A 21,882-nucleotide genomic window follows, 5' to 3' on the forward strand; every position below is an offset into this window, starting at 1 on the left:
GGCGCGTGTCCGCCCTGCGGCTTTGGTCAGGCCATACCTTCGGGAAGCCATGCGTTGATCCGGTCGATCTGATCTTTCGACAGGCCAAGGGCTGTGCGTGTCGCCGGGTCCGCAAACAGGCTTTCCAGCTTTGCGGCCTTCTCTCCCTTCTTCAATTTCTCGAACGTGGTCACGGTGGGGTGGTCTGCGACCAGTCCCAGAAGGTCGCTCCACAGGTCATTGAGGTAAGCGCCGTTCACGCGACCAAAGAAGTTCTCGGCGGTCGGTGTGAAGGTGTCGCGGGTGCGCTTGGCTGTCAGCTTGTCGATCATCGCGCCGAGGTCAGGGCTGCTGATGGTCAGGTGCGCGACCAGATAACGGTTCAACAGGTCCATGATCCTTGCATCGCCCCGCTTGCGAAACTTGGCAAATTCGGCGGCATGATCGCGGTTGAACGGGCTGCGGTCGTCGGTGTCAGAAACGGTCAGGCGCTTGTCCAGCACATAGCCGGTTTCCGTGGTCGGGACGTTTGGCACGTCGTCCGTGCGGACGCCGTAAGCGCGGTCGTATCCCATCTTCCCGCAAAGCTGGAAGGCCAGAAGATGCAGGGCCAGTTTGGGGTCGTCCAGCATCGCGTTCTGCCGTGCGCCTGTGCCGATCCGCTCCAGATCGCCGCGCAAAGTGTCAGAGATAGGCGACTTCGGCGCGGCCTCGGTCGTGGCATGGCGCGACGGCTGCAAGATACCTGCCTCAATCGCTGCGGCCTTGTCCTCGGCCCGGATGAAACCCGCCCCGACCTTCACGCTGCCGTCGTTGGTGACATAGATCACGACACCGCTTGTGGCCAGCTGCTCGTCGGTAAAGTCGCCGTCCCTCTTGGTTTGCAAGGCGTCCAGCTCAGTTGTGCCTTCCTCGTCCAGTGCATCGCCGTTCGCTAGTTCCACAAGTGCGTCATAACGCTCGGCCTCGGCCTCGGTCAGTTCGCCTTCGACGGGATAGACCTTGCCGAATTTGCGGTCCTGATCGAATTGATAGCTGATGTAACCATCAGTGATTGCCTCGGCCCATTTCCAGCCATACGCGGCGGAGTAGTCGGCTGCGGTCTGGGTCAGCTTGGCGGCGAAAACCTCGTCCAGAATGGCGGGGTCGTCAAAGGTCGTCACGTCAGCAAACAGGTCGCCACCCATGCGACCTCCTGCGGCGCTGTAGTCTGCCTCTCCGACAAACACGGCGCGGCGGTCGGTGCCTTTGACGCTGCCGGGTTTCAGGCGGGTCTTGATGGTGTAGTCGTTTAACCCGCCGTAGCCTTTGGCGATTTGCTCGATGTGAAGGGCCAACACCTCCAAGGTAAGAGCCTCGTCGTCGCTGATCGTGAACGCGGCTGCTTGGGACAGGCTCACGCTGCCGTCCCGCAAAGCGTCCAGCACCGGGGCGGGCAGATTGGACAGGGCCAGGCGGCGGTAAACGTGCTTCTCGGTCACGCCATAAGCGACGGCAATATCTGCGACCTTCACGCCGCGCTTCTCCATCGCGCCAAAGTCGCGGATTTCGTCTGCGGGGTGCAGATCCTCGCGCTGCGCGTTCTCGCTCGTCGCCCAAAACACGGCGGTCGCCTGATCGGGGGCCATACGGACGGTCACGATCTGAAACCGGGGGTCGTCCTGCAACAGCGCCAAGGCGCGGTAACGGCGTCCACCCGCCACGATCCCGACCTTGCCAGTAGCATCGCGCAGGCCTGCCGGGCTTTGAATGAGGCCATGCTCTTGAATATTCGCGGCAAGTTCGACGATGGCATCGTCGTTCAGGATGGTGCGGGGGTTGATGTCGGAGAGGTAGAGGTCAGAGAACGGAATTTGCTCGTCGGTCGCTGTGGTGATCTGGGTCTGGTTGGTCATGGGTTCGATCCTTGATGTGTCTGTAGGGAAGGGGAGGGGGGTGCCGCACCCGGTGGGCGCGGCGGGCCGCGCAGGCGGCTCTAGTATTCGTGGCGCTGCATGACGGTCAGGACGCGGCGGGTCGTAGCGGTGTCCTCGGGGGGGCAGCACTGCCGAACGTGTACTCGGTGTCGTAGAGGTCGATCTTCCAGAACAGCTTGACCGTCTCACCCGCTTCGATTGCCTCGAAAGCGCCAAAGGTGTGATCCCCATAAGGGTCGTTGTCCTCGGTGAAGGTGTCGAACGTCTGCACGGCCCGCATGATCTGCACCTGTGCCCCTGCGGACAGGCTTGCCACGGCGCGCGTTACGATGATCTGGCCGGGAACGCTGACGTCTGCGCCCCATGTCTTGCGGAAACGGTCGTTCTGCTCTGCGATCTTCGCGGCACGGTCAATCTCGGCCTGCTCATCTGCCGACAGGGTGGTTTGGTCGTTCATGGTCTTGGTCCTTTGCGGTGGTGCCACGTGTCCGGTCTGGTGCCGATACTCGGGCGAGGGGTCAGGCGAGGAAGCGCTTCAGCGCGCCCCTCTTCTGAAACCTTGCCTCCCGGCGAGGGCAGGGGGGGAACCGCCGCAATGCTGAAATCAAAGCCAAAGGGGAGGGGGATCACCCGGCCTGCACAAAGCCGCAGGCGCAGGAAGGACGGGGACACCCCTTTGGGTGCCGTATTTCAGGGTTGCGGTGGGGGACCGGCGGTCCCCGTCTCGCTTTCTTTTTCTCTGAGCGGTGCAGCGGCGTATCGCGCTTGCGCGAACCCCGCACCGCGCCCCAGCGATCGGAACCCGTCAGGGCGCATCGGCACGGACCAGGACGACCATGGCCGAAGGTTCGCGCACTGGCTCGGAGAGACAGGGCGCGGGCCATGCGGACAGGGAGGATGGGCCGGGACGTTGCGGGCGGAGGCCGGTCTGCCGGCGGGAGCCTGAGAAGCGCGGTGACACGCCCTCAGGGCGGGTCAGGGGCCTTAATTCAGGGAGGGCTAGCTGCAACAGTTATGAAGTGAAAAGGTCACGCAAGACATAGTAGCGACAATAGCGGTTCTGAGTGCGAAGTTCAGCAGCAGGTCGATCCAGTTCGGTAGATTGCCGAGTCAAAGATTAGTCTAGGCATTGAAACCGCGCTTTTAAGCCAAGCAATCCAGTTGCACTTTCAACCCAGCCAAACGTCAAGAAAGAGCATGATCACCAGACCAAATGCCAGTCCGAGCGTGGCTCTGTTCTGGTTTCCGCTGCGATGCGTTTCAGGGATGATTTCGTGACTGATGACGTAAAGCATGGCGCCTGCTGCGAAGGCCAAACCCCACGGCAAAATAGGCTCGGAGAGACCGATGATGCCAGCCCCCAGCAATCCACCCACCGGTTCGACCAGACCCGTCATCGCGGCGATACCCCAAGCCCGCCATTTTCCATAGCCCTCGCCTAGAAGCGCAACGGCGACTGCAAGCCCCTCAGGCGCATTTTGCAGACCTATGCCGATCGCAAGTGGCATTCCGCCTTCCAGGCCCCCTGACCCGAAGCCGACGCCAACGGCAAGGCCCTCGGGAAAATTGTGGATCGTGATCGCGATGATGAATAACCAGACACGGCGCAGCGATGCGGCTGCCGGTCCCTCCCGTCCCCCGCTGAAGTGTTCGTGAGGCAACTTCTCATTCATCAGAGCGACAGCACCCATGCCAAGCAAAATTGCGAGACACACGATGGCAGCGGGTGCGGCCTCGCTCTGGTACTGCGGTTCTGCCGCATCGAGTGCGGGGATGATCAAAGAGAAAAAGGATGCAGCTAACATGACGCCTGCGGCAAATCCGAGTGACAGATCTCGCGTCGCGCGAGACGGGATGCGTCCAAACAGGACTGGAATCGCACCAATCGCGGTAAGCGAACCGGCAGCGAGACTTCCCAGAAATCCGAGCAAGATGGGTGACATTGAGATCATCAGGGCCTCTGAGGCGTTGCGATTGCTTGTCGGGTGCCGAAATGCTGGCTCGAACCAGTGCCCGTTAAAGTGAAGATTTCGATCTGCTGCATGATCATGTCTGCGCCGGTCGTGAAAATCTCTCCGGCACAAACAAAACGGCGACACCTGTCACGATCGCAACATCAGCGATGTTGAACGCTGGCCAATGGGTATTGCCAACATAGAAATCCAGAAAATCCGTAACCCCTCCGAAGCGAAGGCGGTCGACGATATTGCCGAGCGCGCCTCCGATGATCAGGCCATAAGCGACCGCCTCGAGATACCTTGTTGTCCGCCACAGCATTACTGCAAGCACGCCACAAACAGCGAAGGCGATCAGGCTCAGGGCCCACCATGGCATGTTACCGAACAGACCAAATGTAACGCCGTCATTGCGGAGGAATGTCAGGTTGAACCCCGGGAGCACCGGCAGGCTATCCGAGAGGCGATCAGCATTCATCGCCACGATGGTTTTCGAGACTTGGTCGGTAACCAAAGCCGTGCACAGCGCCATCAATCCTGCATTTTGTGTGTTCAGGACTGGCAATCGATGACCTCCCCTACAGATTTTCCCGACAAAACGGGACCCTTCTGCTTCACGGTCACTTGACTGGACATTGATGACGCCTTCTCTTTTGGGTGGTCCATACTGATTGCTGTCAAAGGCATGACCATCATATTTCTTGCCGGAGACACTTCCACATGTTGACCAGACGCCATTTCATCGCGACGACAGCAGCCATGTTCTCTGCTCCGCTTGCGGGGCCTGCCTTCGCGAACACGTGGCCGACCGGCGCGGAAAAAGCTGCCTGGGATGCGCAAGTTACCCCACCCGGGTACAACCCGACTACGTCGAACCCATGGGGGTTGCATCCGCGCCTGTTGCCGCAGCGTGTCGAGGCGCGGCCGGGTCTTCTGCCCGGCGACATTCATGTCGATGCCGTGGCGCGTTACCTCTATCATATCGAAGAGGGTGGAACGGCCATGCGCTACGGCGTCGCCATCGGCCGCGACGGCCTTTATGAGCCGGGCACCTACACCATCAAGCGCAAAGTCGAATGGCCACACTGGACCCCGACCGCGTCGATGATCGAACGATCGCCGGACACCTATGCGCAATTTGCCGACGGTCAGGAACCCGGTCCGGGCAACGCTCTCGGATCGCGGGCCCTCTATCTCTATATTGGTGATCGGGACACCTATCTGCGGATCCACGGCACGCCGCAACCGCGGTCGATCGGCAGCCGTGCAAGTTCCGGCTGCGTGCGCATGGTGATGCCGCACATTAACGATCTTTATGAACAGGTGAGTACCGGCGTTACCGCTTACCTTTATCCGGCTGAAGGCGATGGCCCGATGACGGCGCATACAACCTGAGATCAAACCACAGGGCGGGTAAGGCATGCCCTTACTCATCCTGTGATCTGCGGCGTACCCTCACGTTGCAGGCAGATCGGGCGACCCTCCGATGTGCGCAATGGCAAGAGCGTCGTTTCGACCGGTCCTGCATGTTGGTACCAGTAACAGCCATCTTCCGGCTTCAACCGCACCAATTGCAGATTTTGGTAGGGGGCTGCCATCGCGACGACCTCAGGCGGAACCTCCGCGAGAAAAAACGATGGTTCTGGCGGGACAGGCGGTAACGGTCTGGCACAGGCTGCAACGGTGATCAGCGCCAACCCGATCCCAGCAGATTTAGCCCAGTTTCGTGTCTGCCGACCACGTGTCTGATGTATTGTCGTCAGATTGTTGCCTGTCTGACCGGTTTGTCTTGGATAAATTACAAGATGCATGAATCAGTTTCCCGGATAGCTGGCAAAGACGTCCGTGGATCCGTCGTCGTTGATGAGAAAGACGTCGTAAGCGTCCGCACGTCGCCCCTGATCCATACCTGGCGAACCAAGCGGCATATCCGGCACGGCAAGTCCAACCGCATCCGGGCGATCCTGTAAGAGGCGGCGGATGTCAGCAGCGGGAACATGTCCTTCGATAATATAACCATCAACCATGGCGGTGTGGCAGGACATCATATTTTGCGGGACCCCACTTTCCATCTTGTACCGAATGAGCAGTCCCCCATTCACATCTTCGCCCGTTGGCGCAAAACCATTGGCTTTGAGATGCTCCATCCAGGCGAGGCAGCAACCGCAACCATTGGTTTTCTGCACATTGATCGGCGTCGCTTCTGCAAAGGCCTGCGTGGCCGAAAAGAGTGCGAGGGTGCCAATCAGAGCGGCGATACGTGGTTTCATGTTTCAAAGCCTTCCGTTTGTTGTTGTGACGTGCGCGCTGGCCAGACTTCGCTCCAGACCAGACCGTGCGGAGGCCAATTGTACCAGGTTCGCGGCATCATCGCCTTTGGCTTCCAAAGCCTCATTAAGCCGGTCGTCGGAGAGGGGATCTGTAGGACGGCCGTTTACGCGCACTTCGTAATGCAAATTTGGGCCGGTGGCCGTGCCAGTGGCACCAACATTGCCGATGACATCGCCTGCTGTGACGCGGTCGCCGATGGAAAGCCCTTCTGGTACGGCGCTCAGGTGTGCATATCGGGTCATGGTGTCTGATCCATGCGCGATTTCTACGGTCCGGCCATAGCCGCCGCGGGTGCCAATGAAGCTGACGCGCCCTGGGGCCGTTGCCTGCACCGGTGTGCCCCGTGCCGCCGCAAAATCGATGCCTGTATGCATCCGGGTATTCCCGAAGACTGGGTGCTTGCGCTGGCCGTAGACCGAACTCAGGCGCGCGCCCTCAACCGGCTGCGCAAAGGTCCGCATCACGGCACCATCGCGGTAGATGACAGCTCTCCCCGACCCATCTTCTGGCCAAACGATCTCGAAGACCGCGTCTCCAAGATCAAGAGCCGCAAACGTCATGTCTGGTTCGCCAATCACTGCATCGCCGACCCGTGCCTCGCGCCACATCACTTTCAGTGTTTCACCACCGGACAGGTCGCGACGAAAATCCACGGTACCGCCCAACATCTGAGCTAGATCGACAGCAAATCGTGCGGGTATCCCGGCATCCTCAAGCGCTGCGAAAATCGAACTGTCTATGACGGTCTCACCTGCAAGGGTCGTGATATCCGGCGCGGGGGTCACGACACGCGTTGCAACACGGTCTCCGAAGACGGCTTCGATCTGAACGCCGTCGTCCACGTCGAGCGACACGCGTTTCGGGCGGCCATCCGCAGTTGTAATGACGGTGAGTGAATGACCTGGACGCAACTGCCTCAAATCGAACTCTACTCCAAGCGCCAGAGCGATTTCTGCACGATCGGTGGCGGACAGTCCTGCCTCGCCCAGAACCGCGTCCAAAGTCTCACCGGTGGCGATCTCGCGGGACCAGGTCGTGACTGAGGGTTGAAGCGCGGGAAGGGACATTTGGACCGGCGCTATGTTCAAGACGGCAGGTGCCGCGAGCGCCGGCGTTTCGTCTGGCGAAGAGACTATGGAAGCCATATCGACCATGTCATCGAATGGCAGGGGTGCCACGGTGTCAGGCTCCCAACGACCAATGTCCGTCAGTGCGACGGGAACAGCTTCCTTCGCCATAACATTCGACAGTACGATGACTGCAGACGAAGCGCCGCCTGCCAAAACAAGGCCTACGGCCAGGTATCTGAGTTTCATGTGGTGTCCCCCGTCTCGTTGTCCAAAGCGCGGCGGATCTTGGGCACCGCAAACGCTCTCGGCTCATGATAGTCGATGGTGCCGGAAAATCCACCGGTTGCCGCGAAGGTAAACACGGTCGCGGTATGGTTCATCGTGTAGCTCCCGGTTTCGGCGGGAACCTTCTCATAGCGCACACGAAAGCCATCGGCCGCGCGTGCAATCTGATCCGTCGTGCCCGTCCAGCCGCGAATTGCGGGGTGAAAATAGCCGACGTAGTCGGCCATGGCCTCCACCGTGTCACGATCAGGGTCGACGGTGATGAACACCACATTCAACCGCTCGGCGTCTGCCCCCAAGTCGTCGAGCCAGCCTGAGATATCCGACAAGGTGGTAGGGCAAACGTCAGGGCAAAAGGTGAACCCGAAAAATACCAGTGAAGCGCGGCCAATCAGATTTTCTGGCCCCACCGTGCGCCCTTCGTGGTCGGTCAGCTCAAAATCCATCGACGTCAGCGGCGCCGGTCTCTGTGCAACCGGTTCTACCGCGCCGGGGCCGTCGACGCGCCACCAGCCGGCAAAGAGTGTCAGCCCGAGCGCACCCAGACCTGCTGTACCGTATGTCAGAGCCGCGCGACGTTGCATCAGCCGTCAGGCCCGCGGGCGGCGACACCAAGGATGGGGACCTCGACAGGAATTTTAGCGCCATCTTCAAGTGTAAGTATGAGTGGAAAGGTTCCACCTTCTTTCATCGGACTTTGCAGCATCATTAACATTGCATGCATGCCCCCTGGTTCCAGCGCGATACTGTGGCCCGGGGCAATCAATATTTCTTCGACCGGCACCATGGTACTGACGCCATCGGCACTTATCGTCGTCCGATGTATCTGAGCCATCATGGCGAGGGGTGTGGTGATGTTGCCCATAAGCGTCACCGCCTCGTCGCCGGTGTTATGAACAATGAAGTATGCCGCACCAGGGCGCGTGGTCCCGATCGCGGCGCGGGCCCAGGGGCTTTCCACGACGACGTCGTCGGATCCCGCAAAGGCATTTCCGGGGATTGAAATGATGGCGGCGCATGCGGCAAGTGCCGCAAGTGTCAGGCGTGTCATGCTATGGGGCCTCGAGGTGTGAAACATTGTTTTGTTCATGAGTCACCTGCCGCAACCTCTGCCGCTACGAGGGCCCGCAGTTCCGCCTCACCGAATGGGTCAACCGGTTTGCCGTTTACAAAAAACGTAGGCGTCTGCCGGATGCCCATGGTCTCGACGTCGGTGCGGTCCTGATTCATGACCGCGACCACGTCCGGCATCAGCATCTGCGATTGTGCGGCGGCGACATCGAGCCCGGCGGAGCCTGCGATTTGCAGGATCAGTCCGGGCTCCGGCGCACCATGGGATGCCCATCGCGGCTGTTCGGTCAGGATCGCTTCCAATACCGGCTCATAGACGTCCTGCATCCGCGCGGCTTCCAGAATGCGAATTGCCTCGTCAGACCCCGCACCATGGAATGCGGTGTAGCGGATCGCGACGCGCACTGCGCTGCCATGTTCGGCCATGATGTCTTTCACCACCGGATAGTAAGCGCGGCAGGCTTCGCAGGCGGGATCGAAAAATTCGACGATGGTCACGGGGGCATCCTGCGGTCCAAGGATCGGCGAATAAGGACGCAGCAGAGCCTCGACCTGTTCAGGGGGCACCGTTGCCACGTCAGTCAGGGGCTCAGAGCGACCCACAAACCAGCTTGCAGCGGCAAAGAGCACGATCGCTCCCGCAAGAACGGACAACAGAAGTGGCTTACGGTTCATGACCAGGGTCCTTCAAAGAGAGAGCGGAGAGGGTCGCTGTCAGGGCGAAGGCCAAAAGCGACAGCAGTGGGATTGGTACGCCGACGATCAACTGGTTGTCGTCGGTACAGGACGGGCCGGTTGCCGTGCAAGGCTGGATCGGTTCAGGGATAATCCCTACGTACAGGCCCACATGCCAAAGTGCGATGGCCCCGCCGCCAATACTGAGAAGCACGCCATAACGTCCGATACGGGTGTCGCCCCACCACAGGCCAAGACCAAGGATGATTGCGAGCGGGAACATGAAGACCCGTTGATACCAGCAGAGCAGGCAGGGCATCTGACCCAGCACCTCGCCGATAAACAACACGGCCAACGACGCGCAGAGCGCGACGACCCATGCGCCAATCAGCGCGGGCTCTCCGGTCAAGCGCACCGTCATTCGCGCAGACGACCGGTCAGGTCGGCAAGAATGTCTTCCGCCGGGGTGCCGTAAGCGTAGGTCGACAGAAAGTCGCCCTCGGGGCCAAACAGAAATAACTGCGACGAGTGGCCCATCGTGTATCCCCCGGGTGCGGCGGCTTCCGCAACCTTCTCATAGAAGATGTAGAAGCCCTCGGCCGTACGTTCGATCTGCTCGGGCGTGCCCGTCAGGCCGATGATCCCGGCGTCGAACTGTGGCACGAACTCTGCCAATGCTTGCGGGCCATCGCGAGCCGGATCGATTGAGATGAAGAGCGGTTGCACAAAGGAGGCGTCAGACCCCAGCCCATCCATCACGGCCGCCACCTCAGCCAGTGTCGTGGGGCAAACATCCGGGCAATTCGTGAAGCCGAAAAAGACCAGCATCCACTTGCCTGCAAAGTCATCCTGTGTGCGGATCATACCGGTATGGTCCGTCAGCTCGAACACGGCCTTGAAGGCGGTGTCCTGTGTCGTTGCCGCCTCCGTTGGATCATTGCCCCAGATCTGAAGTGCTATGACGGTCGCCGCAGCGACGCCCACCAGCCCCCAGAGGATCTTTTGAAGAGATGTCAGTTTCAATGCGGATGGCCTGCCAAGCATTCTTAAGTCTTGAGGCTGATACAACCTCCAGCCACTTGAGCTTCAAGCGGTTATCGCAATTATATCCGCAGGATCACCGCCCTGTGAAACAGCGTGAGCAGGGTCGCTTGGCGAAGCCCGACATGCACGTGATTGGGAAATCGAAATACTGCCTCAAGCCAACTTTATTGATGAAGCGAGGTTGCAATGGTCGCGTTACGACATGGCGATTTTGTCACCGCCGCAACTTCGGCCGATGCCCCGCGCTACATGTCAGGGCCAATCTGAAGCCCGATAAAGATGGGCGTGCCATTGGCCCGCGAAGTCGTGACGTGTTCGGACCGTCCCGGTGTGGTCCGTCAGCCGTTCGGATACAGGATGGAAAGCGCTGTCTCGGGCCAAAGCGTATTCTTGTGTGCTTTGCGGCCAGAGTTGGAGCCCGACGATCGCGACCGCAGGAATAACGGCCAGCGTCCAGGGAAACTTTTGGCGAGAGGTCGGTTTCATTGCGTATAGCCTGCCTGAGATCTGTCATCGTCTGTCCCGATACAACCTCCAGCCCCTTGAGCTTCAAGTCCTTATCGCTACGTCGCCGCCAGTCTCACTGACTGGTATATCTGCGGCATCAAGGCGGGCGATCGTAAGCGGAGGCATTCCGCTTGCCGCATTCTTGATCGCGCACCTGTCCGTAGTGTTCCAGCCGTCTTGATGATGCTCTGGAATGCGGTTCGGTTTCAGACGGGTCGCGATCCAAACAGGATAATCCCCGCGCCGACCAGGCAGATCGCAGCACCGGTCAAATCCCACGGATCAGGGCGCTGCTTCTCGATGACCCACAGCCAGGCCAGCGATGTTGCGATGTAGACTCCACCGTAGGCGGCGTAGGACCGACCGGCGAACTCCGACGGGGCGAGAGTCAGCAGCCATGCAAATACACCTAAACTGATCAGGGCAGGGACCAGCCACAAGCTGCTCGCTTCGTGGCGCATCCACATCCAGACCGCAAAACAGCCTGCGATTTCCGCCGCTGCGGCAATGGCAAAGACGATGAGTGTCATGGCGGTCGTTATGGTGTCGCCTCCATTTCGGGATGATGATGGTCATCCGTTGTGCACAATGAATGGTCCCCCAATACTTCGATGACGCGGCAGTCGGCAATGCGCCCGCCCGAGCATTGGATGACCATGCGTTCCAATTCGGCTTTCAGGGCCGTCAGTCGCACGATGCGGCTTTCGACCTCCGCCAGTTGCGCACGTGCGATAATGTCGGCAGCGGCGCATGACTGGTCAGGGCTGTCAGACAAGCTCAACAGGTCGCGGATGGCTTCCAACCTGAAGCCCAGATCGCGGGCATGCCGGATGAAGGCGAGACGGTCGAGTGTCGCCTGGCCGTAAAGACGCTGGTTTCCCGCACTCCGGTCGGCCTCGGGCAGCAGACCGATTTGCTCGTAATAGCGGATCGTCGGAACCTTCACCCCCGCCGCCGCCCCAAGTTTTCCTATGGTCAACATCAGATACCTCTTGAAGCTATAGTTGCTAGAGACATTAAATCTATGATTCGATGAAGGCAACGGCCCGTGCCGGGCAAGAGGAACACGATGACACAAACGGAAATCGACGGTGGGACAGCCTGTGACTGGACCGTATCCGGCATGGATTGCGGATCCTGTGCGACCAAGGTCAGATCGGCAGTGGCCCGTTTGCCGGGTGTCAGCGATGTCGAGGTTGGCATCATGACCGAACGGTTGCGCCTGACGCTCGATGAAACGCAGACGGCGCGGGACAAGGTCGAAAAGACCGTGCGCTCCCTTGGCTATGGCATCGCCCCTCGGACTGATGCAGCCAAAAAGGAATTCGTGATCCCGGGCGACGGCAAAGACTCCCACGGTGATGGCGATCATACGGAGCACGACCATACCTCGAATTCTGAAACGTCTGCTCCCGCTGCCACTGGTCACGGCAGCCCAGGTCACGTACACGACGATCCCGCCGATCGTGGCAAATCCTGGTACCGGACGGGCAAGGGGCAATTGGTTATCTTTACGGCTCTCTTGCTGGCGGCAGCCTGGAGCGTTGAACTGATTGCGCCGCAGATCGGAAGCTGGGCTTTTGTCGCAGCCTGCCTGATCGGTGTCGCGCCCGTCGCACGCCGTGCTCTGGCGGCGCTGCGTGTCGGACAACCGTTCACCATCGAAAGCCTGATGACCATTGCTGCAGTCGGTGCACTGTTTATCGGTGCCGCCGAAGAAGCGGCCTTGGTCGTCTTTCTCTTTGCGGTGGGCGAGGTGCTGGAAGGTGTCGCGGCCGGCAAGGCCCGTGACGGGATCCGCGCCCTTGCAAACCTCGTCCCCAAAACGGCTCTGCTGGACACGGACGGCGTCACTCGTGAAGTGCCCGCCGCAAGCCTTGCTGTGGGCCAGATCGTTCTTGTCCGTCCGGGCGACCGGATCCCAGCGGACGGAGAAATTGTCGACGGCACCAGCGGCATCGACGAAAGCCCGGTCACCGGTGAGAGTGTGCCCGTGACCCGCGGCCCCGGCGAGGGGGTCTTTGCGGGCTCCATCAATACCGAAGCTGTACTGCGGGTCACGGTGACGAAGGCCGCAGAGGACAACACGATTTCGCGTATCATTCGCCTGGTGGAAGAGGCGGAGGAGGCACGTGCGCCAACCGAACGCTTCATCGATCGCTTCAGTCGCTGGTATATGCCGGCCATTGTCGCCATCGCGGCGCTCGTCATCGTGGTTCCACCTTTGGCCTTCGGTCAGGTATGGGACATATGGATCTACCGCGGGTTGGCGCTGCTGTTGATCGGGTGCCCCTGTGCGCTGGTCATATCGGTCCCGGCTTCGATTGCATCTGCCATGTCCACGGGGGCCCGGCGCGGTCTCTTGATGAAAGGCGGTGCCGTGATCGAAGCGGCGGCACAGGTCAGTCACATCGCATTCGACAAGACCGGCACCCTGACCCATGGACGACCGCGGGTCACCGACGTCGTGACGTTTGGTGCGACAACACAGGCCGAACTTCTGGCCGTTGCCGCCGGTGTGGAAAGCGGGTCCAGCCATCCCTTGGCCAAGGCAATCCTGAACAAGGCAGAAGAAGCCGGGATCACACCGTTGGTTGCAGGGGATGCAAAGGCCCTGCCGGGCAGTGGCGTCGTCGCCTCAGTGGGCAACGCGCTGGCCTGGGTGACCTCGCCTCGTTACGCGACGGACAACGGCGGTCTCGACGCGGAGAACCTGGAAAAAGCGACGGCCTTTGAGGAAGAAGGCAAAACCGCCGTTGCCGCCTACCGGGAAAACCAGCCACTCGGCTTGATCGCGATGCGTGACGAACCACGCGCCGATGCAGCAGACGCGGTGCGCCAGCTGTCGGCTATGGGGATCACGCCGGTGATCCTGACCGGCGACAACCCCCGCACTGCGGCGGCCATCGCAGGCAGCCTTGGCATGCAATTCCAGGCGAACATGATGCCAGAGGACAAGCTCGCAGCCATCCGCACGATGAGTGAGCAGGGTGGTGTCATGATGATCGGCGACGGGATCAATGATGCTCCAGCATTAAAGCAGGCAAGTGTCGGTGTGGCGATGGGATCGGGCACCGACGTGGCACTGGAAACGGCCGATGCGGCGATCCTGCGCGACCGCGTGACCGACATTCCCGCCACGATCCGCCTGTCACGCGCCGCGATGGCCAATATCCGGCAGAACGTGACCCTCGCGTTGGGGCTCAAAGCCGTGTTTCTGGTCACGACCGTCTTTGGACTGACCGGACTGTGGATCGCGATCATGGCTGATACCGGGGCGACGGTCCTCGTCACGATGAACGCCCTGCGCCTGTTGCGGTTCGATCCGGAGCGCGAGGCCTGACGGATGATCGCCGGCTTCGGGTGGGGTGCCCTCGCCATCCTCTTCGGCTATCTGGGCCTTTTCACCTGGGGCAATACCGTGAGCAGAATGGCTGCGGATGAAACGGTCTGGCTGTTTCACCGTGCCACAGGACGCGATCGCCTTGCCTTCTTTGGCCCTTTGATCTGGTTGGTTCTGCCCCGGTTGCACAAGTTCGATCCGCCATTCGCGGCCGTTCTTGCACGGTGGTGCAGTGGCGCTGGGGCATCCGATCGGCGCATCGGGTGCGCAGATCGTGGTGACGCTGCTGGGGGCGATGCGCGCGCGCGGCGTCCGGTGTGGGATCGCCAGCATCTGCATCGGCGGTGGCGAGGCGCTGGCCCTGGCGCTGGAGGCCGAGGGGACTGCGCCTAGAGAATAGCCATACGGATCGCGAAAGCGACGACGGTCAGGGCGGCGACACTCGCCACCCAGATTGCCACGAACCACGCGACCCGCTGCCACAGGGGGCCATCCGCCATCAGTGATACCCGTTCTCGGGGTCTAGTTTGCCGCGGAACACCCAGTAGGCATAGGCCGTGTAGGCAAGGATCAGCGGGATCAGGACAGAGGTGCCGACCAGTGCGAACTTCAGGCTGGCATCCGGGGCCGCAGCGTCGACGATCGACAGGGACGGCGGCACGATGTTGGGATAAAAGCTGATCCCGATCCCGATGAAGCTGATCACGAACAGCGCCATGGACGACAGGAACGGCGTGACGTCGTGCCCGCGCGCCAACCCGGTGAACAGCGTGTAGATCGCGATCGCCAGCAGCACCGGGATCGGCAGGGTGTAGAGGAACCCCGGCATCGCGAACCAACGCTCGAAGTAGGTGTAGTTCTGGAACGGCGTCCAGATGCTGACGGCGGCGATGAAGGCCAGCGTGGCGATCGCGAGCGGCTTTGCCAGATCGCGCATCCGGTGGTGGACCGCGCCATCCGTCTTCATCATGACCCAAGTTGCGCCCAGCAGCGCATATCCCACGACGACGGCAACGCCGGTCAGTAGTGTGAACGGCGTCAGCCAGTCCCACCAGCCGCCCGAATAGTGACGCTCGGTGACCTTGATACCCTGCACGAGAGCGCCCAAGGCGATGCCCTGACACAGGGCCGCCATGGTCGATCCGCCAAAAAACGCAATATCCCAGACGCGCTTCCAGCGCTCTGTCTTCCAGCGGTATTCGAACGCCACGCCGCGAAAGACCAGCGCCAGCAGCATCAGGATGATCGGCATGTAAAGCGCCGACATCACGACTGCATAGGCCAGCGGGAAGACGGCGAAAAGGCCGCCGCCGCCCAGCACCAGCCATGTCTCGTTCCCGTCCCAGATGGGGGCGACGGAATTCATCATCGTGTCGCGGTCCTTGCGAGAGTGGGCGAAGGGAAACAGGATGCCCACTCCCAGATCGAAACCGTCCAGCACGACGTAGGTCAGCACGGCGAAGGCGATCAGCCCGGCCCAGATGAACGAGAGTTCGAAAATGACGTCCATGATGCCTTACTCCGCCGGATGTGCGTTGTGCGTCTGCTGCACCGGCGTGATGCCCGCAGCGCGCACCGGACCTTCGCGCAGGCCCAGCCGGGACGTGCCCGGATGCTTGCCCATCATGCGCATGATGTAGAAGGTACCTGCGCCGAAGACGAAGAAGTAGACGACGATGAAGGCGATCAGCGAGGCGGCGACTGCGGGTGCAGCAACAGGACCGAGGCTATCCGAGGTCCGCAGCAGGCCGTAGACGGTGTAGGGCTGACGCCCCACCTCTGTCGTGATCCAGCCCGCCAGCACCGCGACGAAGCCCATCGGTCCCATCACGACGGTCGCCCGGTGCAGCCACGTGCTATCATACAGCCGCCCGCGCCAGCGCTGGATGCCGCCCCACAGGCCGATCCCCAGCATGGCAAAGCCGATGCCGACCATCACGCGAAAGCTGAAGAAGACGATGGCGACAGGGGGTTCCTGATCATCGGGCACCGTATCCAGCCCTTTGAGCGGCGCATTCAGGTCGTGTTCGAGGATCAGGGACGACAGCTTCGGTATCTCGATGGCGTAGTCGATGCGCTTTTCCGCCGGGTTTGGAATGCCGAACAGGATCAGCGGTGCGCCGTCCGGATGGCTTTCATAGTGGCCTTCCATCGCCATGATCTTGACCGGCTGGTGTTCCAGCGTGTTGATCCCGTGCGCATCGCCCGCACCGATCTGCAACGGCGTCACGATCAGTGCCATCCACATCGCCATGGAAAACATGGTCCGTGTGGCGGGGTTGTTGCGATCCTTCAGCAGATGCCAGCCCGCGACACCTGCCACCACGAAGGCCGTCGTCAGGTAGGCGGCCAGCACCATGTGTGTCAGCCGGTAGGGGAAGGACGGGTTGAAGATGATCGCCCACCAGTCCTCCGGCACGAACTGGCCGACGTCGTTCATGGAAAAGCCCGCGGGGGTCTGCATCCAGCTGTTCACTGACAGGATCCACGTGGCCGACATCAGCGTGCCGCCCGCGACCATCGCCGTGGCGAACATGTGCAGCCCGTTGCCCACCTTTTCGCGTCCAAAGAGCATGATGCCGAGAAAGCCCGCTTCGAGGAAGAAGGCGCTCAGCACCTCGTAGGCCATCAGGGGGCCAAGAACCGGGCCGGTCTTGTCGGCATATTCGGACCAGTTGGTGCCGAACTGGTAGGACATGACGATGCCCGAGACGACGCCCATGCCGAAGGCCACGGCAAAGATCTTTTTCCAGTAGTCGAAGACCGTGCGATAGACCGCGTCCCCGGTCCACAGCCACAGGGCATTCAAAACAGCCAGAAAGCTGGCCAGACCGATCGAGAACGCCGGAAAGATGATGTGGAACGACACGGTGAAGGCGAATTGGAAGCGCGCCAATGTCTCTGCTGCAAAGCTGCTGAGCATATCTGTTGTCCTTGGCTGTCACCCGAATGGCGGGGTTAGTCATGCAGATGTCATCTCGAGCACGGAGCTTCCATGAGGCAAACCCGCGCAGACCCTGCAACGGCAAAAAACTCTATTGTGCCTTATCAGTACTGATATCAGTGAGCAAAAAATCACGTGGCGCGGTCGGATTTGCGATGACAAGCCTGCTACCATCTCATTATGCACAGAACCGGCGGGGCCGATCGCCATCGCATTGGCTATCCCTGCGATCCCGACTTTCATGGCTGGGCTGCTGTTCATGTGGTCAGCACAGACGCAGGTTCGGTCAAAAGAGGCATCCCTTCAGCGGGCCTTGGGACTTGAATATCATCGCTATGCAGCCTCGGTACCGCGCTGGATCGGCTTGCGCCGCAAGCGTAACCGGAACGATGCGCAAGCCGGACAGTCATAAAGTCCCCAAACAGCTTAAATGTGCTGGAAGGCACAAGATCAGTTCCAACAGCTCACTACGCACGGAGCCACACCGGAGTCCCGATTTTGAGCATCGCGTAGATATCCTCGCTCTCCTCATCCGTGACCGTGATGCAGCCGGCGGTCTAATCCCACTCCGCAGGCGAGAGAGCGTTCCCCTCGGGTCCACGACCGTGGAACATGATGTCCCCACCCGCGCTGCGGCCGAATTGCGCAGCATAGGCTTTGTCGCGCTCGTTCGGATATGAAATGCCGACCGAGAGGTGATAGCGGCTGCGGGGGTTGAAACGGTCGATGTAATAGAGACCCTCGGGCGTCTTCCCATCTCCCTCGAACTGCTTGGGACCCACGGGCTGATTGCCGAGCCCGAAGTCATACGATTTCAGCACCGTGGTGCCGCTGAGAAGATGCATACGACGCTTCGCCTTGTAGAAGGCCACCTGCGTTACGGGCGGTCCGAAATATCGCTTGAACTGTGGGGCAGGCCTGGCAGGTGGTTTGGATTTTCCACAGGTGTCAAGCGACACCCACTTTTACAGCAGGTTCTCCATTCGCGAGATTGTGGACTGGGAGCACAGCGCCGCACCCGTCTCAAAATGACGTTCCAGCGCGATCTTGAACGACGGATCATGCCGCAGGTCGGCAGCGTCATCGCCATCCTCATACCCCGCCGCAATCATCATTATGCGGAACCGGATGATCTCCTCCAGGCTGTGCCTTACCTTCCCAGGGTCGCGCAGGTCCGTGAGGCAGGATGCCAACAGCCCTGCAAGATCATGGCGGCGTTCGACCTCGCGCAGGAGTGTCAGACCAGCATCAGAACTCATCTCTGCGCCGTCGAAATTGAAGAGGATCGGTTTGCCGTTCACGGGTGACAAAGGCAGACGAGAGGCTGTAAACATATCCATGGTCAGGTGTGGCTCCTGAAACTGCGTTTTTGGCTTTAGCACCATAAAAATACAGCTTTTCAGAAGGTTAAACCACCCTCACCACTTCATCACGAATTATTCGGGTTAAGCGTGTCGACTCGCAGCGGTCGACCAGTACTGACCGTGTAATTGCTGTAGCCACTGTAGGTTCAAGACTAAAATTGGTCGGCAGCTCCTACGTACAGGAACATTGTGTCGTTGAAATCTGGCGCAGCGCTGCCACGTTCACTACGGGTTTGCCGTACCGTTGGCGGTCACCTCCGCTTGAAAATCGCGCTGCCGGTCTGGCCAGGTGCTCTTGATGTAGGCCAGAACGTCCGTCGAGGCCCACGTAGAGGGCAGGGGTAGTGTCACCTGTCGGGTCATTGTCGCGAGATTCCAGTCGGCTGACGATCGTCTTTTGGTCCTTTGCCAACGCCGTGCCTGCGGGGGCCGGATTGGCGAGGCCGGAGCAGGCGGTGCCGGAGCAGGCGGTGCTGCCGTCCTCCTCCTCGCAGTCGTCGTCCTCTTCGCGGTCTCTGGACCGGATCGCGGTGTCGTCGTCATTGTCGTCGTTGCCACTGACGAGGATCAGCTTCGCCTCGCTCGTCCGCGCAGTGAGCGGGGCCGAGAGGCTGTTCGCCGGCGTGTCGGCGCGCATCGCGCTCCACGCGGGAAGGCCGATGCCGGCGGTGATGGCTGTGGTGGCGGCGAGGAACGTGAGGGTCTTTCGCATCGCGGAAACTCCATGCTGGGTGCTGTTTTAAGTCTGGGGGCGGGAGCTGAAGAGGGCCTGACGGTGAGGCAGTTCCTGCGTCAGGCTGCCGTCAGGCTGCCGTCAGGGTGAGGGGGTCAGTCGTTGTCTTCGTCATCGTGATCCTCGTATTCGATCCGGGTCACCTGCAGGGTTGCGGGGTGAAGCGTCACCTCGATCCTCCGGCCCTGCGCGTCGGTGCCGTCGATCTGATAGCAGCCATCGTCGATCTTGATCCGGCGCAGCGTCCAACTGTTCTGCTCCGCAAGCGCGATCACCGCCGCGCGGGGTTGCCACAGGGACATGGGGACAAAGCAGTCATCGCCGGCGAAGGCCGCCCCGGCGGGCAGCAGGATCAGGACGGCCAGCATTGTGAGTGTCTTCGTCATGCGCCAAACTCCGTGATGCGGCCCGTTGCGTGATCCATGCAGGGTGAAGCTGACGGGACGCTGAAGGTCGCGCGTTGATGCCGTCAGCAAGACGTCAGGATGAACCCGCAGATCGGGGTCATCAAGATCGGGGACAGCATGCGTATTCTTATTGTCGAGGACGATCAGGTGTTGGGCGCCGCCGTGCGCGACCAGATCGCCGTCGACGGGCAGTCGGTGGACTGGGTCAAGCGGCTGGACGCGGCGGGGGATGCGATGCGGGGTGCGGCCTATGATCTGGTGCTGCTGGACCTGATGCTGCCGGACGGGCAGGGCATCGGGTTTCTGAAAGCGCTGCGGGCGCGGGGCGATGTGACGCCCGTCATCATCCTGACCGCGCTGGACCAGATCTCGGACCGGATCGCCGGGCTGAACGCCGGGGCCGATGATTATCTGGTGAAGCCATTCGATCTGTCTAAAATGTCGGCGCGGATCGGGTCCGTGGCGCGGCGCTAGTCCGGCAACCCGAACCCGATCATCGTGCATGGGCCGCTGCAGATCGACACCGCGGCCCGCAGCATCCACCTGGCCGGCAAGCCGGTGCAGCTGACCGCGCGGGAATGGGCGCTGTTCGACGCCTTTCTGTCGCGGCCCGGGCAATTGTTGTCCAAGGCGCAGCTGGAAGACAAGCTTTACGCCTTCGGATCCGAGATCGAGAGCAATACGATCGAAGTTCATGTCAGCCGGCTGCGCAAGAAGCTGGGCGCCGGGGTGATCGCGACGGAGCGCGGCATGGGCTACCGGCTGGGCGCGCCATGACGTTGCCGCGCAGTTTGCAGGCGCGTCTCGGGCTGGCGATTGGCGGGCTGATCACGCTGCTGTGGATTGCCGCCGCGGTGGTGACGGCCGTGACCCTGCGGCACGAGATGGACGAGGTTTTCGACTCGGCCTTGCAGGAGGTGGCGCAGCGGCTATTGCCGCTGGCGGTCATGGATATCGTGGAGCGCGAGGAGGAAGGCATCACCCAGCGCCTGGGTGCGGTGGCGGCGCACGACGAGTTCTTTACCTTCGTGGTGCGCGATGCGCAGGGGCGGGTCTTGCTGCAGTCGCATACCGCCGATCCCGCGGTGTTTCCCGACTATGACGGGGCGGGATTCCGGCAGACGCCGCTGTACCGACTGTATAACGAGGATGCCTTGCAGGGCAGTGTGCGGATCACCGTGGCAGAGCCGCTGGCGCACCGGCGACAGGTGTCGCAGGACGCGCAGCTGGCGCTGGGATTGCCTTTGCTGATCGTGCTGCCGGTGACACTGCTGGCAATCGTGCTGGCGGTGCGGGCGGGGCTGGCGCCGCTACGGCGGTTCCGCGAACGGCTGGCCGCGCGGCATGCGCGCGATCTGTCGCAGGTTCTGGCCGATGACCTGCCGCTTGAAATCGCGCCGGTGGCCGCGACGCTAAACACGCTGCTGGGTAGCCTCGACGCGGCCTTTGCCGCAGAGCGCAGTTTTGCTGCCAATGCGGCGCACGAGCTGCGCACGCCACTGGCCGGGGCCATCGCACATGCCCAGCGGTTGCAGTCCGAGACGGCGGACCCGGCCGCCCGCGCGCGGGCTGGCGAGATCGAGGCGACGCTGAAGCGACTGACGCGGCAGTCGGAGCGGCTGATGCAACTGGCCCGCGCCGAAGGCGGGCGGCTGACGGTAGATGTGGCGCACGACCTCAGGCCGGTCGTGCGGATCGTGGTCGATGATCTGAGGCGCAGTCTGGCGCCGGGCCGGGTGACGGTGTCTCTACCAGAACAGCCGGTGATGTCGCACCTGGACCCGGATATCGTTGGTATCCTGTGCCGCAATCTGGTGGAAAACGCGTTGCGGCATGGATCGGAGGAAACGGTCACCGTTAGCATTGCGGCAGATGGACAACTGGTCGTGACGAACGCGGGGCCGGTCGTGCCGCCGGAGGTGCTGGCGGGTCTGACCGACCGCTTTGCCCGTCGCAGCACCACTGCGGCAGGCAGTGGGCTGGGACTGGCGATCGTCGCCGCTGTGATGAACCGCATCGGGTCGGCGCTGACACTGACCTCGCCGCCTGCGGGACAGGACACTGGCTTCGCGGCCAGCGTGGCGATCCCGGTCACAGTCGTGGGGTTGGCGGACACCTCAACTGTCAAAAGCCGCGACCATTGACCTCAACGCTGCTGGCCTGCGTCACATTGGGCACAAACAAAGCACGACATTGCAACCTAAATTGACCTAAGGTTTTTGGCCGTCTACAGGGCGGCAATCCTCGTCAGCGATTTG

21 protein-coding genes and 4 pseudogenes are annotated in these 21,882 nt (G+C 61.3%); 5 read left to right on the plus strand and 20 right to left on the minus strand.

The window, feature by feature from the left end; translation table 11 throughout:
- Positions 1-26 precede the first annotated feature (26 nt).
- The 4 genes from GLR48_RS20180 to lspA form a co-directional block, all read right to left on the minus strand.
- A complete protein-coding gene (locus GLR48_RS20180) occupies positions 27-1,874 on the minus strand; it encodes a ParB/RepB/Spo0J family partition protein (RefSeq protein WP_237064779.1) in 1,848 nt (615 codons plus the stop codon).
- A gap of 106 nt (positions 1,875-1,980) precedes the next feature.
- The gene (locus GLR48_RS20185; RefSeq protein WP_237064782.1) at positions 1,981-2,352 is read right to left on the minus strand and encodes a DUF3768 domain-containing protein; all 372 of its coding nucleotides are present in this window, start codon (positions 2,350-2,352) and stop codon (positions 1,981-1,983) included.
- A 712-nt stretch (positions 2,353-3,064) separates the two neighbouring features.
- On the minus strand, positions 3,065-3,847 hold the full coding sequence (locus tag GLR48_RS20190; RefSeq protein WP_237064784.1) for a ZIP family metal transporter: 783 nt from the start codon (positions 3,845-3,847) through the stop codon (positions 3,065-3,067).
- Positions 3,848-3,941: 94 nt separating this feature from the next.
- A complete protein-coding gene (lspA, locus tag GLR48_RS20195) occupies positions 3,942-4,406 on the minus strand; it encodes a signal peptidase II (RefSeq protein WP_442915865.1) in 465 nt (154 codons plus the stop codon).
- A 164-nt stretch (positions 4,407-4,570) separates the two neighbouring features.
- On the opposite strand from lspA, the gene GLR48_RS20200 reads away from it, so the two are divergent.
- Positions 4,571-5,245 carry a L,D-transpeptidase gene (locus GLR48_RS20200; protein WP_237064786.1) on the plus strand — a complete coding sequence of 225 codons (675 nt, stop codon included), beginning with the start codon at positions 4,571-4,573 and terminating at the stop codon, positions 5,243-5,245.
- A 419-nt stretch (positions 5,246-5,664) separates the two neighbouring features.
- Here the strand turns inward: GLR48_RS20200 and GLR48_RS20210 are convergent, their stop codons facing one another.
- From GLR48_RS20210 to GLR48_RS20250, 9 genes are all read right to left on the minus strand, one after another.
- Positions 5,665-6,120, minus strand: a complete 456-nt coding sequence (locus GLR48_RS20210; RefSeq protein ID WP_237064795.1) for a DUF411 domain-containing protein — start codon at positions 6,118-6,120, stop codon at positions 5,665-5,667.
- 3 nt (positions 6,121-6,123) lie between these two features.
- A complete protein-coding gene (locus GLR48_RS20215) occupies positions 6,124-7,497 on the minus strand; it encodes a M23 family metallopeptidase (RefSeq protein WP_237064797.1) in 1,374 nt (457 codons plus the stop codon).
- Positions 7,494-8,120: an SCO family protein gene (locus GLR48_RS20220; protein ID WP_237064799.1), complete on the minus strand. Its 627-nt coding sequence runs from the start codon at positions 8,118-8,120 to the stop codon at positions 7,494-7,496. The genes GLR48_RS20215 and GLR48_RS20220 overlap by 4 nt, the downstream gene beginning before the upstream one ends.
- Positions 8,120-8,587 carry a copper chaperone PCu(A)C gene (locus tag GLR48_RS20225; RefSeq protein ID WP_237064800.1) on the minus strand — a complete coding sequence of 156 codons (468 nt, stop codon included), beginning with the start codon at positions 8,585-8,587 and terminating at the stop codon, positions 8,120-8,122. Before GLR48_RS20225 ends, GLR48_RS20220 begins: the two co-directional genes overlap by 1 nt.
- Positions 8,588-8,622: 35 nt before the next feature.
- Positions 8,623-9,282 (minus strand): DsbA family protein, encoded by a 660-nt coding sequence (locus tag GLR48_RS20230; protein WP_237064802.1) that lies wholly within the window; start codon positions 9,280-9,282, stop codon positions 8,623-8,625.
- On the minus strand, positions 9,272-9,703 hold the full coding sequence (locus GLR48_RS20235) for a disulfide bond formation protein B (RefSeq protein WP_237064804.1): 432 nt from the start codon (positions 9,701-9,703) through the stop codon (positions 9,272-9,274). Before GLR48_RS20235 ends, GLR48_RS20230 begins: the two co-directional genes overlap by 11 nt.
- Positions 9,700-10,230: an SCO family protein gene (locus GLR48_RS20240; RefSeq protein WP_442915866.1), complete on the minus strand. Its 531-nt coding sequence runs from the start codon at positions 10,228-10,230 to the stop codon at positions 9,700-9,702. The genes GLR48_RS20235 and GLR48_RS20240 overlap by 4 nt, the downstream gene beginning before the upstream one ends.
- An 809-nt stretch (positions 10,231-11,039) precedes the next feature.
- Entirely contained in the window at positions 11,040-11,363 is a 324-nt protein-coding gene (locus GLR48_RS20245) for a YnfA family protein (protein WP_237064816.1), read from the minus strand.
- Between the two features lie 8 nt (positions 11,364-11,371).
- On the minus strand, positions 11,372-11,815 hold the full coding sequence (locus GLR48_RS20250) for a MerR family transcriptional regulator (RefSeq protein ID WP_237064817.1): 444 nt from the start codon (positions 11,813-11,815) through the stop codon (positions 11,372-11,374).
- A gap of 87 nt (positions 11,816-11,902) precedes the next feature.
- On the opposite strand from GLR48_RS20250, the gene GLR48_RS20255 reads away from it, so the two are divergent.
- Both GLR48_RS20255 and GLR48_RS20260 read left to right on the plus strand, forming a co-directional pair.
- Positions 11,903-14,176, plus strand: a complete 2,274-nt coding sequence (locus GLR48_RS20255; RefSeq protein WP_237064819.1) for a heavy metal translocating P-type ATPase — start codon at positions 11,903-11,905, stop codon at positions 14,174-14,176.
- 220 nt (positions 14,177-14,396) lie between these two features.
- Positions 14,397-14,576 (plus strand): annotated as a pseudogene (locus GLR48_RS20260) (hypothetical protein); the annotation flags it as partial.
- On the opposite strand, the gene GLR48_RS20265 reads toward GLR48_RS20260, so the two are convergent.
- From GLR48_RS20265 to GLR48_RS20295, 7 genes and pseudogenes are all read right to left on the minus strand, one after another.
- Positions 14,566-14,676, minus strand: coding sequence for a DUF2474 family protein (locus GLR48_RS20265; RefSeq protein WP_237064829.1), 111 nt, complete (start codon positions 14,674-14,676; stop codon positions 14,566-14,568). The pseudogene GLR48_RS20260 and the gene GLR48_RS20265 sit on opposite strands and share 11 nt — an antisense overlap.
- On the minus strand, positions 14,676-15,686 hold the full coding sequence (cydB, locus tag GLR48_RS20270) for a cytochrome d ubiquinol oxidase subunit II (protein WP_237064831.1): 1,011 nt from the start codon (positions 15,684-15,686) through the stop codon (positions 14,676-14,678). The genes GLR48_RS20265 and cydB overlap by 1 nt, the downstream gene beginning before the upstream one ends.
- A gap of 6 nt (positions 15,687-15,692) precedes the next feature.
- Positions 15,693-17,099 carry a cytochrome ubiquinol oxidase subunit I gene (locus GLR48_RS20275; RefSeq protein ID WP_237064833.1) on the minus strand — a complete coding sequence of 469 codons (1,407 nt, stop codon included), beginning with the start codon at positions 17,097-17,099 and terminating at the stop codon, positions 15,693-15,695.
- Between the two features lie 488 nt (positions 17,100-17,587).
- Positions 17,588-18,079, minus strand: a pseudogene (locus tag GLR48_RS20280) (L,D-transpeptidase family protein).
- Between the two features lie 12 nt (positions 18,080-18,091).
- Positions 18,092-18,460, minus strand: a pseudogene (locus GLR48_RS20285) (transposase); the annotation flags it as partial.
- A gap of 196 nt (positions 18,461-18,656) precedes the next feature.
- Complete coding sequence (locus GLR48_RS20290) at positions 18,657-19,196, minus strand: hypothetical protein (RefSeq protein ID WP_237064834.1); 540 nt, start codon at positions 19,194-19,196, stop codon at positions 18,657-18,659.
- 116 nt (positions 19,197-19,312) lie between these two features.
- Complete coding sequence (locus GLR48_RS20295) at positions 19,313-19,603, minus strand: PepSY domain-containing protein (RefSeq protein ID WP_237064836.1); 291 nt, start codon at positions 19,601-19,603, stop codon at positions 19,313-19,315.
- A gap of 138 nt (positions 19,604-19,741) precedes the next feature.
- Between GLR48_RS20295 and GLR48_RS20300 the strand changes: the two are divergent.
- Together GLR48_RS20300 and GLR48_RS20305 are read left to right on the plus strand one after the other, a co-directional pair.
- Positions 19,742-20,401: pseudogene (locus GLR48_RS20300) on the plus strand (response regulator transcription factor).
- Positions 20,398-21,768: an ATP-binding protein gene (locus GLR48_RS20305; protein ID WP_237064838.1), complete on the plus strand. Its 1,371-nt coding sequence runs from the start codon at positions 20,398-20,400 to the stop codon at positions 21,766-21,768. The pseudogene GLR48_RS20300 and the gene GLR48_RS20305 overlap by 4 nt, the downstream one beginning before the upstream one ends.
- Positions 21,769-21,882 lie beyond the last annotated feature (114 nt).

The organism is Loktanella sp. M215 (assembly GCF_021735925.1).
In the GTDB taxonomy this organism is placed as follows: Bacteria; Pseudomonadota; Alphaproteobacteria; order Rhodobacterales; family Rhodobacteraceae; genus Loktanella.

Excerpts from the sequence above, each read along its gene's own strand:
- GLR48_RS20180 (WP_237064779.1), bottom strand. The coding sequence starts at position 1,874 with ATGACCAACCAGACCCAGATCACCACAGCGACCGACGAGCAAATTCCG.
- GLR48_RS20185 (WP_237064782.1), bottom strand. The coding sequence starts at position 2,352 with ATGAACGACCAAACCACCCTGTCGGCAGATGAGCAGGCCGAGATTGAC.
- GLR48_RS20190 (WP_237064784.1), bottom strand. The coding sequence starts at position 3,847 with ATGATCTCAATGTCACCCATCTTGCTCGGATTTCTGGGAAGTCTCGCT.
- GLR48_RS20200 (WP_237064786.1), top strand. The coding sequence starts at position 4,571 with ATGTTGACCAGACGCCATTTCATCGCGACGACAGCAGCCATGTTCTCT.
- GLR48_RS20210 (WP_237064795.1), bottom strand. The coding sequence starts at position 6,120 with ATGAAACCACGTATCGCCGCTCTGATTGGCACCCTCGCACTCTTTTCG.
- GLR48_RS20215 (WP_237064797.1), bottom strand. The coding sequence starts at position 7,497 with ATGAAACTCAGATACCTGGCCGTAGGCCTTGTTTTGGCAGGCGGCGCT.
- GLR48_RS20220 (WP_237064799.1), bottom strand. The coding sequence starts at position 8,120 with ATGCAACGTCGCGCGGCTCTGACATACGGTACAGCAGGTCTGGGTGCG.
- GLR48_RS20225 (WP_237064800.1), bottom strand. The coding sequence starts at position 8,587 with ATGACACGCCTGACACTTGCGGCACTTGCCGCATGCGCCGCCATCATT.
- GLR48_RS20230 (WP_237064802.1), bottom strand. The coding sequence starts at position 9,282 with ATGAACCGTAAGCCACTTCTGTTGTCCGTTCTTGCGGGAGCGATCGTG.
- GLR48_RS20235 (WP_237064804.1), bottom strand. The coding sequence starts at position 9,703 with ATGACGGTGCGCTTGACCGGAGAGCCCGCGCTGATTGGCGCATGGGTC.
- GLR48_RS20245 (WP_237064816.1), bottom strand. The coding sequence starts at position 11,363 with ATGACACTCATCGTCTTTGCCATTGCCGCAGCGGCGGAAATCGCAGGC.
- GLR48_RS20250 (WP_237064817.1), bottom strand. The coding sequence starts at position 11,815 with ATGTTGACCATAGGAAAACTTGGGGCGGCGGCGGGGGTGAAGGTTCCG.
- GLR48_RS20255 (WP_237064819.1), top strand. The coding sequence starts at position 11,903 with ATGACACAAACGGAAATCGACGGTGGGACAGCCTGTGACTGGACCGTA.
- GLR48_RS20265 (WP_237064829.1), bottom strand. The coding sequence starts at position 14,676 with ATGGCGGATGGCCCCCTGTGGCAGCGGGTCGCGTGGTTCGTGGCAATC.
- cydB (WP_237064831.1), bottom strand. The coding sequence starts at position 15,686 with ATGGACGTCATTTTCGAACTCTCGTTCATCTGGGCCGGGCTGATCGCC.
- GLR48_RS20275 (WP_237064833.1), bottom strand. The coding sequence starts at position 17,099 with ATGCTCAGCAGCTTTGCAGCAGAGACATTGGCGCGCTTCCAATTCGCC.
- GLR48_RS20290 (WP_237064834.1), bottom strand. The coding sequence starts at position 19,196 with ATGCGAAAGACCCTCACGTTCCTCGCCGCCACCACAGCCATCACCGCC.
- GLR48_RS20295 (WP_237064836.1), bottom strand. The coding sequence starts at position 19,603 with ATGACGAAGACACTCACAATGCTGGCCGTCCTGATCCTGCTGCCCGCC.
- GLR48_RS20305 (WP_237064838.1), top strand. The coding sequence starts at position 20,398 with ATGACGTTGCCGCGCAGTTTGCAGGCGCGTCTCGGGCTGGCGATTGGC.